This window comes from Serratia sp. LTN-2, assembly GCF_059740205.1.
In genome coordinates this window covers 326,163-339,567 of sequence record NZ_JCAXDO010000001.1, presented here as the reverse complement: position 1 = coordinate 339,567, position 13,405 = coordinate 326,163, and the positions used below count along the sequence as shown (strand labels likewise).

Annotated in this window: 13 protein-coding genes; 4 read left to right on the top strand and 9 right to left on the bottom strand. The window is 60.4% G+C overall.

Translation table 11 applies throughout. The features are described from left to right. Positions 1–4: 4 nt before the first annotated feature. Positions 5–328 (top strand): YdbL family probable chaperone protein, encoded by a 324-nt coding sequence (locus AC6BYQ_RS01540; protein WP_015377995.1) that lies wholly within the window; start codon positions 5–7, stop codon positions 326–328. Between the two features lie 119 nt (positions 329–447). Here AC6BYQ_RS01540 and azoR read toward each other — a convergent pair whose 3' ends face one another. Further along, positions 448–1,053, bottom strand: coding sequence for an FMN-dependent NADH-azoreductase (gene azoR / locus AC6BYQ_RS01535; RefSeq protein ID WP_019452650.1), 606 nt, complete (start codon positions 1,051–1,053; stop codon positions 448–450). Between the two features lie 269 nt (positions 1,054–1,322). On the opposite strand from azoR, the gene hrpA reads away from it, so the two are divergent. Next, positions 1,323–5,210: an ATP-dependent RNA helicase HrpA gene (gene hrpA / locus AC6BYQ_RS01530; RefSeq protein ID WP_498056181.1), complete on the top strand. Its 3,888-nt coding sequence runs from the start codon at positions 1,323–1,325 to the stop codon at positions 5,208–5,210. 83 nt (positions 5,211–5,293) lie between these two features. Here the strand turns inward: hrpA and AC6BYQ_RS01525 are convergent, their stop codons facing one another. From AC6BYQ_RS01525 to asr, 3 genes are all read right to left on the bottom strand, one after another. Next, positions 5,294–6,106, bottom strand: coding sequence for a trypsin-like serine peptidase (locus tag AC6BYQ_RS01525; RefSeq protein WP_019452648.1), 813 nt, complete (start codon positions 6,104–6,106; stop codon positions 5,294–5,296). Positions 6,107–6,233: 127 nt separating this feature from the next. Further along, positions 6,234–6,314 (bottom strand): small membrane protein YdgU, encoded by an 81-nt coding sequence (gene ydgU, locus AC6BYQ_RS01520; protein WP_456301727.1) that lies wholly within the window; start codon positions 6,312–6,314, stop codon positions 6,234–6,236. An 86-nt stretch (positions 6,315–6,400) separates the two neighbouring features. Then, on the bottom strand, positions 6,401–6,676 hold the full coding sequence (gene asr, locus AC6BYQ_RS01515; protein ID WP_025302975.1) for an acid resistance repetitive basic protein Asr: 276 nt from the start codon (positions 6,674–6,676) through the stop codon (positions 6,401–6,403). Between the two features lie 185 nt (positions 6,677–6,861). Between asr and AC6BYQ_RS01510 the strand changes: the two genes are divergently transcribed. Next, positions 6,862–7,767, top strand: coding sequence for an alpha/beta fold hydrolase (locus AC6BYQ_RS01510; protein WP_498056180.1), 906 nt, complete (start codon positions 6,862–6,864; stop codon positions 7,765–7,767). Between the two features lie 168 nt (positions 7,768–7,935). On the opposite strand, the gene AC6BYQ_RS01505 is transcribed toward AC6BYQ_RS01510, so the two are convergent. From AC6BYQ_RS01505 to folM, 4 genes are all read right to left on the bottom strand, one after another. Continuing rightward, positions 7,936–9,435, bottom strand: a complete 1,500-nt coding sequence (locus AC6BYQ_RS01505; protein ID WP_498056179.1) for a carboxypeptidase M32 — start codon at positions 9,433–9,435, stop codon at positions 7,936–7,938. Between the two features lie 37 nt (positions 9,436–9,472). Next, the gene (gene rstB, locus AC6BYQ_RS01500; protein WP_019452643.1) at positions 9,473–10,777 is read right to left on the bottom strand and encodes a two-component system sensor histidine kinase RstB; all 1,305 of its coding nucleotides are present in this window, start codon (positions 10,775–10,777) and stop codon (positions 9,473–9,475) included. Next, the gene (gene rstA, locus AC6BYQ_RS01495) at positions 10,774–11,499 is read right to left on the bottom strand and encodes a two-component system response regulator RstA (RefSeq protein WP_063919552.1); all 726 of its coding nucleotides are present in this window, start codon (positions 11,497–11,499) and stop codon (positions 10,774–10,776) included. Before rstA ends, rstB begins: the two co-directional genes overlap by 4 nt. Positions 11,500–11,569: 70 nt before the next feature. Beyond that, on the bottom strand, positions 11,570–12,292 hold the full coding sequence (folM, locus tag AC6BYQ_RS01490; protein WP_019452641.1) for a dihydromonapterin reductase: 723 nt from the start codon (positions 12,290–12,292) through the stop codon (positions 11,570–11,572). A 184-nt stretch (positions 12,293–12,476) separates the two neighbouring features. Here folM and AC6BYQ_RS01485 point away from each other — a divergent pair, with 184 nt between their 5' ends. Then, positions 12,477–12,887: a hypothetical protein gene (locus AC6BYQ_RS01485; RefSeq protein WP_074054123.1), complete on the top strand. Its 411-nt coding sequence runs from the start codon at positions 12,477–12,479 to the stop codon at positions 12,885–12,887. A gap of 104 nt (positions 12,888–12,991) precedes the next feature. Here the strand turns inward: AC6BYQ_RS01485 and AC6BYQ_RS01480 are convergent, their stop codons facing one another. After that, a complete protein-coding gene (locus AC6BYQ_RS01480) occupies positions 12,992–13,387 on the bottom strand; it encodes a pyridoxamine 5'-phosphate oxidase family protein (protein WP_019452639.1) in 396 nt (131 codons plus the stop codon). Positions 13,388–13,405: the final 18 nt, after the last annotated feature.

Sequence of the window (13,405 nt, the reverse complement as noted above, 5' to 3'; positions counted from 1 at the left end):
CGACATGAAAAAACGTTATGTGTGGCTGGCCGGCGCCGCCTGGCTGTTCAGCAGCGTGGCGATGGCGCTGACGCTGGATGAGGCGAAGCAGCAAGGGCGGGTGGGCGAAACCCTGAGCGGCTATATTGCGCCGGTGAAACAGGATGCGGAAACGCTGGCGCTGGTGAAGCGCATCAACGCCGGCCGCGCCGAGAAGTATCAGGAAGTGGCGGACGGCAACCATATCGCCGTCGACGAAGTGGCGCGCATGGCCGGGCAGAAGCTGGTGACGCGTGCGCAGAGCGGCGAGTATGTGCGCGGCATCAACGGCCAGTGGCTGAAGAAATAAAAAAAAGCGCGCCGTCTGGCGCGCCAAGAGATACGGATAGATGATTATTATGAGGGTAGTGCAGGTTTGACAGGACTGACGTCTTGTCCGGCAGGGGCATGGCGCCCCTGCGCAGGATCTTAGGCGGCAACCACCTGAGACAGGGCCGCTTTGGCGTCTTCCTGGGCTTTGGTGGCCACTTCCGGGCCGTAGGCGATGCCTTCCGCGAAGACGAACTCCACGTCGGTGATGCCGATGAAGCCCAGGAACAGACGCAGGTAAGGTTCTACCAGGTCGGTTGGGGTGCCTTTATGGATACCACCGCGGCTGGTCAGGATCACGGCGCGTTTGTTTTTCACCAGGCCTTCCGGACCGTTTTCGGTGTAGCGGAAGGTTACGCCGGCGCGGGCAACCAGATCGAAATAGTTTTTCAGCTGGGTCGGGATGTTGAAGTTGTACATCGGGGCGGCAATCACGATGACGTCATTGGCCTGCAGCTCGGCGATCAGTTCGTCCGACAGCGCCAGCGCTTCTTGTTGACGCGGGGTCAACGGAGCATCGGAAGGACGCAGCGCGCCAACCAGTTCGCCGTCCAGCACCGGGATTGGCTGTGCGGCCAGATCGCGTACGGTGATGGTGTCGCCGCTGTGGGCGTTGCTCCATTGCTCTACGAAGAAATCGGCCAGTTGGTTAGACTGAGAGTAGGTCGCCAGGATGCTTGATTTCAGAACCAATACTTTGCTCATCGATAATTCCTTACGTTGTGACAGTGACATCAGGACTCAGCGTCCCTTGCATGAAGTACATGCTATTCACATTCCTCCGACAGTGATAGCGCAATATTTCGAGATCTTCGTTCGATTTTATTGAATGACATGCCGAGGCTTTGCTCGCGGAAGTAGGGCGAAAAAGCCGTTTGTGATACGCTGTGCGGCTAAAGCAAAAAAATCGCTAAAAAAACATTAAACCGTTGCTAAGCCTGGTCTTGGCCGCGATGAAACAAGGAACACCGAACGTGAAATCTCCGCTCGAGGCACTGCCGGCCCAACTGGGCGAGCTGATGCTCCGCGATCAACAACGCCTGCGTCGTCGCCTGCAGGGCGCACGAAAAATCAAAAATCCCGATGCCCAGCTGGCGGTCGCCGCCGAAGTCGAAAGCGACATCGCGGCGGCGCGGCAGAAAGTGCAGGCTCGCGCCGCGTCTTGCCCGCGCATTTCCTACCCGGAAAGCCTGCCGGTCAGTCAGAAAAAGCAGGACATTTTAAACGCTATCCGCGATCACCAGGTGGTGATCGTCGCCGGGGAGACCGGCTCGGGGAAAACCACCCAGTTGCCGAAGATCTGTCTGGAGCTGGGGCGTGGGGTGAAAGGGCTGATCGGCCACACCCAGCCGCGCCGCCTGGCGGCGCGCACCGTCGCCAACCGCATCGCCGACGAGCTGGAAACCCCGCTCGGCGGCAGCGTCGGTTACAAGGTGCGCTTCAACGATCAGGTGGGGGAAAACACCCTGGTCAAGCTGATGACCGACGGCATCTTGCTGGCGGAGATTCAGCAGGATCGCCTGCTGATGCAGTACGACACGCTGATCATCGATGAAGCGCACGAGCGCAGTCTTAACATCGACTTTATTCTCGGCTATCTGCGTGAACTGCTGCCGAAGCGTCCGGATCTCAAGGTGATCATCACTTCGGCGACCATCGATCCGCAGCGCTTCTCGCGCCACTTCAACAATGCGCCGATCATTGAGGTTTCCGGCCGCACTTACCCGGTGGAGGTGCGTTACCGCCCGGTGGTCGACGACGGCGACGATACCGATCGCGACCAGCTGCAGGCGATTTTCGATGCGGTGGACGAGCTTGGGCGCGAAGGGCCGGGCGACATTCTGATCTTCATGAGCGGTGAGCGTGAAATTCGCGACACTGCCGATGCCCTGAACCGCCTCAATCTGCCGCACACCGAGGTGCTGCCGCTGTATGCGCGCCTGTCGAACAGCGAGCAGAACCGGGTGTTCCAGTCGCACCACGGCCGCCGCATCGTGCTGGCCACCAACGTGGCGGAAACTTCGCTGACGGTGCCGGGCATCAAGTACGTCATCGATCCGGGCACCGCGCGCATCAGCCGCTACAGTTTCCGTACCAAGGTGCAGCGCCTGCCGATCGAGCCGGTGTCGCAGGCTTCCGCCAACCAGCGTAAAGGGCGTTGCGGCCGCGTGTCGGAAGGGGTGTGCATCCGCTTGTATTCCGAACAGGACTTCCTGTCGCGGCCGGCGTTTACCGATCCGGAGATCCTGCGCACCAACCTGGCGTCGGTCATTCTGCAGATGACCTCGCTGGGGCTGGGCGACATCGCCGCGTTTCCGTTCGTCGAAGCGCCGGACAAGCGCAACATTCAGGATGGCGTGCGCCTGCTGGAAGAGCTGGGGGCGATCACCACCGCCGACAACGGCCATTACCAGCTGACGCCGCAGGGCCGGCAGCTGGCGCAGTTGCCTATCGACCCGCGTCTGGCGCGCATGGTGCTGGAAGCGCAGAAGAGCGGCAGCGTGCGCGAGGTGATGATCATCACCGCCGCGCTGTCGATTCAGGATCCGCGTGAGCGTCCGATGGACAAGCAGCAGGCTTCGGATGAAAAACACCGTCGCTTTGCCGACAAAGACTCGGATTTCCTGGCGTTCGTCAATCTGTGGGATTATCTGCAGGAGCAGCAAAAAGCGAACTCTTCCAGCCAGTTCCGCCGGCTGTGCCGCAACGATTTCCTCAACTATCTGCGGGTGCGCGAGTGGCAGGATATCTATACCCAGCTGCGTCAGGTGGTGAAAGAGCTGGGGCTGCCGATCAACAGCACGCCTTCCGACTACCGCAGCGTGCATACCGCGTTGCTGACCGGCCTGCTGTCGCACATCGGTCAGAAGGATGCCGACAAGCAGGAATACACCGGCGCGCGCAACGCCCGCTTCTCGATCTTCCCCGGCTCCGGCCTGTTCAAGAAGCCGCCGAAGTGGACCATGGTGGCCGAATTGGTGGAAACCAGCCGCCTGTGGGGGCGCATCGCCGCGCGCATCGAACCGGAATGGATCGAGCCGCTGGCTCAGCATTTGGTGAAGCACAGCTACAGCGAGCCGCATTGGTCGAAGTCGCAAGGGGCGGTGATGGCCAGCGAAAAGGTCACGCTGTTCGGTCTGCCGATCGTCGCGGCGCGCCAGGTCAACTATGGCTCCATCGATCCATTGCTGTGCCGTGAGCTGTTTATCCGCCATGCGCTGGTGGAGGGCGACTGGCAGACGCGCCATGCCTTCTTCCGTGAAAACCAAAAGCTGCGCGCCGAAGTGGAAGAGCTGGAGCATAAATCGCGCCGCCGCGACATTCTGGTGGACGACGAAACGCTGTTCGGCTTCTACGATCGCCGTATCCCCAACGATGTGGTCTCCGGCCGTCATTTCGACAGCTGGTGGAAGAGCGCGGCCAAACAGCAGCCGGATCTGCTGAACTTTGAAAAAGAGATGCTGATCAAGGATGGCGCCAACAAGATCAGCGCGCTGGACTACCCGAACTTCTGGCATCAGGGCAATCTCAAGCTGCGGCTGAGCTACCAGTTCGAACCGGGCACCGATGCCGATGGCGTGACGGTGCACATTCCGTTGCCGATCCTCAATCAGGTGGAGGAGCAGGGCTTCGAGTGGCAGATCCCCGGCATCCGCCGTGAGCTGGTGATCGCGCTGATCAAGTCGCTGCCGAAACCGGTGCGCCGCAACTTCGTGCCGGCGCCAAACTACGCCGAAGCGTTCCTCGGCCGGGTTACGGCGCTGGAATTGCCGCTGCTGGACGCGTTGGAGCGCGAGCTGCGGCGCATGACTGGCGTGACCGTGTCACGTGATGACTGGCAGTGGGATCAGGTGCCCGATCACCTGAAAATGACTTTCCGCGTGGTGGGCGAGAAGAACCAGACGCTGCGTGAAGGCAAAGATTTGGCCGCTCTGCGCCTGCAGCTGAAAGAGAAGGTGCAGGAGACGCTGTCGGCGGTGGCCGATGACGGGCTGGAGCAGAGCAATCTGCATGTCTGGAGCTTTGGCCAACTGCCGGCGTTCTACGAGCAGAAGCGCGGCGGCTATTCGATGAAGGCCTACCCGGCGCTGGTGGATGAGAAGGACAGCGTGGCGATCCGTCTGTTCGACAGCGAAAGCGAGCAGCAACAGGCGATGTGGCAAGGTACGCGCCGTCTGCTGCTGCTGAATATTCCTTCGCCGATTAAGTACCTGCATGAAAAGCTGCCGAACAAGGCCAAGCTGGGGCTTTATTTCAACCCGTACGGCAAGGTGCTGGAGCTGATCGACGACTGCATTTCGTGCGGCATCGACAAGCTGATCGCCGAACACGGCGGCCCGGTCTGGCAGGAAGAAGGCTTTGCGCGTTTGCAAGAGCAGATCCGCGCCGAGCTGAACGACACGGTGGTTGAGGTGGCCAAGCAGGTTGAGCAGATCCTGACGGCGGTCTTCAACATCAACAAGCGGCTGAAAGGCCGGGTGGACATGTCGTTGGCGCTGGCGCTGTCGGACATCAAGACTCAGCTCGGCGGCCTGATCTACCGCGGCTTCGTCACCGGCAACGGATGGAAACGCCTGCCGGACACGCTGCGTTACCTGCAGGCTATTGAGCGCCGGCTGGAGAAACTGGCTATCGATCCGCACCGCGATCGCGCGCAGATGCTGCGGGTGGAGCAGGTGCAGCAGGCGTGGCAGCAGTGGCTGAACAAGCTGCCGCCGAAGCGGCAGCAGGAAGAAGAGGTGAAAGCGGTGCGCTGGATGATCGAGGAACTGCGCGTCAGCCTGTTCGCGCAGCAGCTGGGCACGCCTTACCCGATCTCCGACAAACGCATTCTGCAAACTATCGAGCAGCTTTCGGGCTAAACGCTGGCGCGCCGGTCGGCGAGCGGCCGGCGCGTTATCTGCCGTGCAAGAAAAACGGCGCTTTACGCGCCGCCGAGTAGGGATTATTTGCCTGCCGCCAAGGCGTCCAGGGCTTCGCGGATGCCGGGTACCGCCAGGGCTCGGTTATCGGCGCGATAGCGATCTTTCGCCGCCGGCGCCGAGCTTTGGATGGCGATAAGTTGCCAGCCGTCGGCGGTTTTCAGCAGCAGCGGCGAACCGCTGTCGCCCGGCAGGGTATCGCACTGGTGCGACAGCACGCCTTGTTGAGCCCAGCCGGTCACCTTGCAGTTTTGGTGGCTGTAGAGATCATCCAGATGATCTTCCGGGTAGCCTGCCTGGGTTATCAGCCTTTTGGCCTGTTTCAGCGCCTGGGTCAGCGCTTTGCTGTCGCCTTGCCACAGCGGCAGCGGCGCGATCGGCAGCGGCTTCTTGTCTTTCAGCCGGATCAGCGCAAAGTCATAGGCGGCGGCGGCGGGCGGCACGATCCAGCCGTCACCGTCCGGCTTCAGCTTTTTGCCCAGCTTGCTGTCGACCAGGGTCTCGATATTGTCGGTTTGATACTGCCACGATTTATCGCCCGCCACGAAGCGCAGAGCGACGGCCTTATCCAATTGCCCCGGCGGCGCCAGCACGCAGTGACCGGCGGTCAACGCCAGATGCGGGGAGATCAGCGTGGCGGTACACAGATTGCCGCTGGCGGTTTCGACCTGGCCGATGGCCTGCCACGGCTGGGCGGCGGTATCCGTGACCTTGATTCGTTCATCTTTGCCAAAAAACAGGCGCGTTTGCTCGGCCTTGGACGGGCCGTCGGCGCGTGCCGCCTGGGAGGCAACGAACGGGAGTGAACACAGCAACAGTAAAACGGATATGCGCATAGATCTCTTGCCTGACAAATACGGATCATCCATAAACACACTGAATGCTAACTATAGACTGATTTAGCAGCCATGTGGATGGGCAATAATTGATTTTTCAATAATTTCCCGCCGGCGGCGCGGCAGGCTACAGATAAAAAAAGACGGCGATCAGTCCACAAAGGATCAGGGCGGTCAGAATGATCTCGAACAGGTAGCGGCGCAGCATCAATGAGAACCCCCCGATGAAAAAACACCCGGCGAACCGGGTGTCGTACACGTCAAGCCTGAAGCGGTGAGGGGACCCTCACGTCATTACGCTTTTTTGTGGCTGGCTTTCTTGTGGTGCTTTTTAGCCGCCTGGGCTTTTTGCGCTGGGGCTTTCTTGCCGGCTTTCTTGTGATGCTTTTTGGCCGCCTGAGCTTTCTGTACCGGGGCTTTCTTGCCGTGATGTTTCACCTGAGCTTTAGCCGGCGCAGCGGTGGCGGTGGTTGCGGTAGCCGCAGGTGCGGTGGTGGCCGCCTCGGCAGCGAAAGCTACAGAAGACAGACCCATTGCAGCGGCAACAACCAGAGCTAATACTTTTTTCATCGTAAAATCCTCAATATGACTTTTGGGTATCAACCCCACTGCGGGGCCGTTGAGATGATAGTAGGCAAACGGCGCGCGGCTTTCCGTGAGTGATTGGTTTCGGCTTGTAACCTAATGTACAGGGCAGCGGCGGCAGGGGGGATTGCTGCTATAATGACCGTCAGGCGCGATAAAAGGGATTTAAAATGAACGAGATAACGGTTCGTTGTGGCGTAACTGAACAGGGTGAGGTGCCGCTGGCCTATGAGGACTGGGGCGATGAGACGCATCCGCCGTTGCTGCTCATCATGGGCATCGGCGCGCAGCTTTTGCTGTGGCCTGACGATTTCTGCCGCGCCCTGGTGGCCAAGGGATTTCGGGTGATCCGTTACGACAACCGCGACGTCGGGCTTTCCGGCAAGACGCAGGGGCAGCGCACGCAGCCGTTGTGGCTGCTGATGTTGCGCGCCCAGCTCGGTTGGCAAACGCCGGTGCCTTATACCCTGGCGGATATGGCGGCGGACGCGGCGCATCTGCTCGATCATTTGCGTATTCCGCAGGCTCACGTGCTGGGCGCTTCGATGGGGGGAATGATCGCCCAGGTGCTGGCCGCCGACTACCCGCAGCGCGTCGCCTCGTTGTGTATCTTGTTCTCCAGCACCAACCAGCCGCTGTTGCCGCCGCCGGCGCCTTCGCTGCTGTGGCTATTGGTGCGCCGGCCCGCGGCGGAGATGACGCTGCAGCAGCGCCATGAGGGGATGAAAGCCTTTTTACGCGCGCTTGGCACCGCGATGTATCCGCCGGAGGAGGCGGAGCTGGATGCGCTGGTGAAGCGGTTGTTGAAGCGGGGTGTGGATCCGGAAGGCATGCAGCGGCAGCTTTCCGCGCTGCTCGGCAGCGGCGATCTGCGTCGTTACAGCCGACGCATCGCCGCGCCGACGCTGGTCATTCACGGCGACCGCGATCGGCTGGTGCGCAAGGCGGGCGGGGTGGCGATCGCCCGCGCAGTCGCCAACGCCGAATTACATATTATGCCGGGCATGGGGCATGATCTGCCCGCGTCGTTGAGGCCGCAACTGGCGGCGATGATCGCCCGTCATGCGCTGGGATGAAAGGCGGAGCGGTTTGGTGCTTTTTACTATTTTAGTTACAACATACTCTAGGAGAGTAGCCACCCGACACTCTGCAGCCAAGGTGTTGTCGGCAAGAGTCGTGCGCTATGAAACACCATCAGGTCTAGCAGGGGGAAAATGGCGCGACCGTGGCCGCGCCAGGGGGGATTACAGGTAGCGGTTTTCCAAATGTTGACGGAAGTAGCGCGGGTTGAGCGCTTCGCCGGTTGCGTTGGCGATCAGCGTTTCGGTCGGGAAACGGCTGCCGTGGCGCCAGATGTTATGCTGCAACCAATGGAAAAGCGGCTGCAGATTGCCGGCGGCGATATCTTCACTCAGCGATGGCAGCGCCTGACGCACGCTGTGGAACAGCTGCGCAGCGTACATCGCGCCGAGCGTGTAGGTCGGGAAGTAGCCGAAGGCGCCGTCGGTCCAATGGATATCCTGCATGCAGCCGTTGCGATAGTTGCCGATGGTGTCGAGGCCCAGATACGCGTGCATCTTCTCATTCCACAGCGCCGGAATGTCCTCCACTTCAATGTCGCCTTCGATCAGCGCCTTTTCAATTTCGTAGCGCAGGATGACGTGAGCGGGATAGCTCACCTCGTCGGCGTCGACGCGGATCAGGCCCGGTTTAACCCGCTGATTGAGGCGAATGAAGTTGGCTTCTTCCAGCGCCGGCTGCTCGCCAAACTGCGCGGTGACCAACGGACGCAAGATTTGCAGGAACTCATTGCCACGCGCCAGCTGCATTTCAAACAGCAGGCTCTGCGATTCGTGAATGGCGGTGGAGCGGGCCAGAGCGACCGGCTGGCCGAGCAGATCGCGCGGCAGATTCTGTTCGTAACGGGCGTGGCCGGTCTCGTGCACGATGCCGAGCAGCGCGGTCAGAAACTCTTTGTCATTGTAACGCGTGGTGATGCGCACATCTTCCGGCACGCCGCCGCAGAACGGGTGCGCGCTGACGTCGACGCGGCCATTGTCGAAGTTGAAGCCGAGCAGTTTCATCACGCTCAGGCTCAGCTGGCGTTGGGTGTCCACATTGAACGGGCCCTGCGGCGCCTGGCAGGGTTCGTTGGCCTGTTTGGCCACCACGCGCTGCAGCAGATCCGGCAGCCAGGTTTTCAAATCGCCGAAGATACGGTCAAGATCGCTGCTGCGCATGCCCGGCTCATACAGATTGAGCAGGGCGTCGTAACGGCTGGTGCCGGCCGCCTGCGCGCGGATTTGCGCTTCTTCGCGGCTAAGCTTGACCACTTCGCGCAGATTCTCGGCGAAGCCATCCCAGTCGTTGGCCGGGCGCTGGGCGCGCCAGGCGTGTTCGCAGCGCGCGCCGGCCAGCGATTTGGCTTCGACCAGGGAGGCCGGCAGCAACACGGCGTCCTCATATTGGCGGCGCATCTCGCGCAGATTGGCGCGGTCGAGCTCGTCCAGCGTCTCTTGCTGCGCGCGATCCAACAGCGCGCCGGTGCTTTCCGCGGTTAAAATCTGGTGTTGCAGTACGCTCAGTTCGGCCAACGCTTCTGAACGCGCCTTGCTGCCGCCTGGCGGCATCATGGTTTGCATGTCCCAACCGGCGATGGCGGACAGGTGGCCGAAACGCGACAGCCGGCTAAAAAGCGCGCGCAGTTGATCGTAAGCAGACGTGTTGGAATGTGCAGATGTCATTATTATTCGGCTCCCAATTGATAATGGTCCGGCGGTATTACGCCAGATCGGCTTTTAAACTGAATGTCGGCTTCACCGGCCAGCAGAAGCGGAAGCTGGCGCCGCCGAGCGAACTGCCTTCAACGAACACCTGTCCCTGGTAGGCGACAGCGATGGAATGGACGATGGCCAACCCCAGCCCGCAGCCGCCGGTGGCGCGATCGCGGCTGGGATCGAGGCGGACGAAAGGCTCGAACACCCGTTCGCGCTCTTCCGGCGGAATGCCCGGCCCGTCGTCTTCGACTTGCAAACAGGCGAGATCGCCGTCAAACCACAGGCCAACGCGCAGGCGCTGCTCGGAATAGCGCAGCGCATTGTTGACCAGGTTGTCGAGCACGCGTTCCATCAGGCGCAGATCGACGCCGCCGAAGTCGCCGACGTGCGGAATATCGAGCTGGATGTCGCGTTCCTGATGAATAAGACGGATATCATCGACCTTGTCCTCGAGCCACTTTGGCAGATCGATGGGCTCGATGTTTAACGCAACTTGCGGGCGGTCCAGACGGGCATAGGTCAGCAGTTCGTCGATCAGCGATTCCAGCTGGCCGATATCGCGGTTCAGCGCTTGCTGTTCGCTTTCGGACAGGTTATCGCTCATCTCGAGCCGGTAGCGCAGGCGCACCAGCGGCGTGCGCAGCTCGTGAGCGATACCGTCGATCAACTGTTTCTTGCTGGCGATCAGGGTGTTGACGTTGTCCGCCATCTGGTTGAATGCAACCCCGAGCCGGCTCAGGCTGGAGGTAGGATCGAAATGGGTGCGCTCATCCAGATGCCCGGCGCCGAGGCGTTGGGCGGCGTTTTCCAGCTTGAGCAGATCTTGCCAGTGCGGCCGCATCCACAGGAACACCGGCAGCGCCAGCGACATGCCGATAAACACCAGCAACACCAGATCCAGCAGGCGCATCTGATGCAGGTAGAACAGATAAGGAATCGGGCCGACGACCAAGACATAGTGGCTGCGCGGGATGCGCTGCATGAAGGTGTATTGATCGTCGAGGGCGATGATCTCCCCCAGCCGCAGCCGTTTTTTCAGATCTTCGCTCAGTTCCTGTTTGCCGAGCGGTTCGATATGCAGTTTGAACGACAGGTTGAGATCCAGCGTGGCGATGGTTTTGTTCCAGTCCTTCAGCGGGATTTCGCGCAGCTCGCTGCGCATCAGGTACAGCGAGCTTTTCATCAGATCGTCCATCGACTGGCGGCCGGCGCGCTCGGCGGTCACTTTATACACCAGGCCGACCAGCATCGCCATCACCAGAAAACAAACGAACAGCAACAGGAAGAACTGGACGAAAAGTTTTCTCATTGTTGCACCGATGCCCAGGCGTTAGGGGCGAACAGATAACCCTTGTTGCGCACCGTTTTGATGCGGAACGGCTCCAGCGCGTTGTCGTACAGTTTGCGGCGCAGGCGGGAGATCGCCACGTCGATGCTGCGGTCCATGCCGTCGTAGCTCACGCCGCGCAGGTTTTTCAGCAGCGCCTCGCGATCCATGATCTGCCCGGCATGGGTCGCCAGCTCCCACAGCAAATCGAAGTCGGAGGTGGACAGGGTGACGGTCTCTTCCCCGAGTGAGACCTGGCGGTTGACCGGATCGATGCACAGCAATCCGAAATGCAGCGCGTTGTGCTGCGTGAGCGGCTGAACCGACTCTTCTTTCGGCTGCTGGCTGTGTTGGCGCAGGTGCAAACGCAGGCGCGCCAGCAATACCGCCGGCGGCGTGGTTTTCAGGATGTAGTCGTTGGCGCCCATCTCCAGCGACAGGATATGGTTCATGTCGCTGTCGAGCGAGGTGAGCAGCACGATTGGGCCGGGGAAAGTGGGGCGCAGATCGCGGCACAGCGTCATGCCGTCTTTGCCGGGCAGCATGATGTCCAGCAGCACCAGATCGGGTTGCTCGCGCTCGATGCACGCCTGCGCGCTGTCGCCGCGCGGTTCGATCAGCACCTCGATATCGTGTTTGCCCAGATAGGCGGCAATCAGTTTGCCGACTTCCGGATCGTCTTCCACAAAAACAATTTTATGCATATGCCCGTGTTTTAATAAGAAAAGCGGATTTCAGCATAGCGCGGCCCGTGAAGATGCGCCATGCGGATCTTTAGCGCAGCGGACGGCCGCCGTCGACGCCGTGAGTGCGGCCGGTAACGTAGCGGCTTTCCAGCAGGTAGTTCACCAGATTGACCACTTCGCTCTCGCCCGGCGCCACCTTCATCAGCGATTTCGCCAGCGCCTGTTGGCGGTAGGCTTCATCGTCGCCCGGATTGAAAATGATCAGCGCCGGGGCGATGGCGTTGACCTTGACCTCCGGCGCCAGCTTGCGGGCGAACGAGCGGGTCATATTGTCCAGCGCGGCCTTGCTGGCGGCGTAGGCGATGTGCTTGTCGCTGCCTTTTTCCACCACGTAGTCGGTCAGATGGATAATGTCGGCACCGGCCTGGCCCTGGCCGGTCAGGCAGGGTTCGAGCAGCTGGTTGAGCAAATAGGGCGTGTAGACGTGAATTTGCAGCATCGCCGCCATCACCTGTTCCGGCGGCACTTCCGGCGATTCGGCTTGCCAGGCGCTGGCGTTGTGGATCACCGCGCGCAGCTTGGGCGCGACCTGCCGCACTTGGTCGGCGAAACGGTAGATGCCTTCATGGGTGGAAAAGTCGCCCTGAATGCAGCAGGCGCCCAAGGCTTGCAACTCGGTCATCGCCGGATATTCACTGCGATAGGCGATGATGACGGGAACGCCGCGCTGAAGAAACGCTCTGGCGAGCGCCAGCCCTATGCGCCGCGCGCCGCCGGTAATCAGCACCGGGGCGGAGTTGGGGTGTTCCATTGATTAAAGCTCCTGGACAGACTGGCAAACAATAGGGGAATTATGCCATCATACGGCGGAAAGTCGTTAAAGCTTCGCATGATTATCCATTTCTGGATGTAAGATCCCCAATGCATTTCAGGTTGCCGTCCGGCGGCGGCTTGAAAGACCACGGGTTAACACTGGCCATGAGAGGAATGAGGGGATGAACAGCAATCACCTTGCATCCATCGCGCGCAGTGAGAAAATCTGTTTCGACTACATGGATTTTCTGTCCGCATCGTGCAGGAAGCACTGGCGCTTTGTTGATGCTATTTATGGTGTGATGCCGATCTTCGGCATGGTGTTGAAATCGCGCGTGACCACGTCACAAACGCGCAAAGAGCAGTTGAAAGAGTTGGCGCTGCAGGTGGTGTCGACCCAGGTCAGCGATGAAACCAACATCGTTCGCCTGATTGACCTGGCGCAGCAGCAGGGCCTGGCGGTATTTGACATTCAGTTGCCTTATGCGCTGGAAACGCAACAGCTGGCGGCGATTCAGAAAGAGTGTGCGCAAGGCGTTGCGATCGCCCTGGTGGGTGAGCGCATGACCGTTACCCTTCCTCCTAAAAGCTGACCGGGCACATCGGCCCGGCCGCTCGCTCATGGTCAGGCCATTGGCACACCGCGATGCCCTGACCATTAGCGTGAAGTTTCACGCGGCGTGATACCCGGCGGCTTCTAGAGCCGGGTTCCGGCATTGGGGCCGGAGCGCAGGGTATAAATACTGTCTATATGAATTAACACCGCGTATTTCGGCGGTTTCATCCCGTTTTTTTCTGCAAACGTCAGCGCATCGTCAAACGGCTTGCCCGTCTGGCACAGTTCGGGCGTGCCAACGAAGCGGTAACCGTCCAGCGCCTCGCGATCGATGACCACCACGGCCATTTTCGAGCCTTCCTTGATGTTTTGCAGCGTTTGGCCGCCGGTATTTTCGTTATAAATCAGCGTACGGTCATCATAGAGGCGCAAAGAGCGCTTGGGGCCGATATCCGGCACGCCGTTTGGGCTGCTGGTCGCCTGCACAGGCAGCTGCTTAGCCAGCATCTTCTTCATCTCGTCATTCAATTCATTCATTTGCCGATCGCTCCTCAT